This window comes from Vibrio sp. 2096 (assembly GCF_033339595.1).
GTDB classification, from domain to species: Bacteria; Pseudomonadota; Gammaproteobacteria; order Enterobacterales; family Vibrionaceae; genus Vibrio; species Vibrio alginolyticus.
Genome location: NZ_JAWOUX010000117.1, coordinates 1 through 1,009 on the forward strand (window position 1 = coordinate 1; position 1,009 = coordinate 1,009).

General features: G+C 45.3%; 1 protein-coding gene. It reads right to left on the reverse strand.

Annotated features, from left to right (window positions below; genetic code table 11):
• The coding region (gene vmeA, locus R7Q41_RS24455) for a multidrug efflux RND transporter periplasmic adaptor subunit VmeA (RefSeq protein ID WP_318144764.1) at positions 1–743 on the reverse strand (743 nt) is incomplete at its 3' end.
• Positions 744–1,009: the final 266 nt, after the last annotated feature.

Consider the following 1,009-nt stretch of genomic DNA (forward strand, 5'->3'; position numbering starts at 1 on the left):
TCTTCAAGCGTCAATGCAACTTGCGCAGATTGATCTTCTTGCATGTGGCCTTGAGAAAGCGCCGCTTTTAGTCGCAGCAATTGAGCAGAAGACTGAACGATATCCACGTTGATCGGATCAAGTTGTTGAATCGTCGTTAGCTTGTCGGCTTGGTTTGCCGTAACCAACGCTCCCGCAGTCACATTTGACTTGCTGATCACGCCACTGATCGGCGCTTTCACACGGGTATAAGTCAAATTGATCTTTGCAGTATTGATCTTCGCTTTGGCTACGAGCACTTGCGCTTTAGCTTCTTTGTAAGCCGCTTCTGCTTCATCCAGATCTTGTTGACTGATCGATTTCTTGGTAATCAATGCGCGGTAACGTTTAACGGTTGCAAACGTCGATTCTTCAGAAGCTTGCGCACGAATCAGCTCCGCTTCTGCACTAAGCAAATCCGCTTGAAATGAAGAGTCATCAATTTGATACAACGACTGACCTTTTTCCACAACGCCACCTTCAACAAAGTTACGTTCTGAAATAATACCCGTTACCTGTGGGCGGACTTCCGCCTCTTTAAATGCACGGCTGCGGCCCGGCAACTCAACCGTCAAAGCTTGTCGAACAGGTTCAACCGTCAACACATTCACTTCGGTTGCGGGAGCGGCGCCACCACCTTGCTCAGTTCCTTCTTGGCTTGGTTGACATCCCGCCATAAACAGGCTCGATGCAATCAGCAGCGATAGCGTGGTTCTACGTCTCATGAAACATCTCTCTTATTTTGCAAGCCCTACAAATATCCAATTCAATGCGTTCTGAATGGCTCGATTATGATTAGTGGATATGCATTTATCCCAAACAAATTAGTTAGAATGATAATTACCCAGTGTTGTACATACAACAAAATTTACGTTTCAATACGCTTGTCGAATGCGTTTGTTGTAAAGGTGCAATAGAACTCTCAGATTTGAAGATATTGTGTTGGAAATCACACTTTTCTGTGTACAAGTTGGCGGGTCAAAAAGTGAGT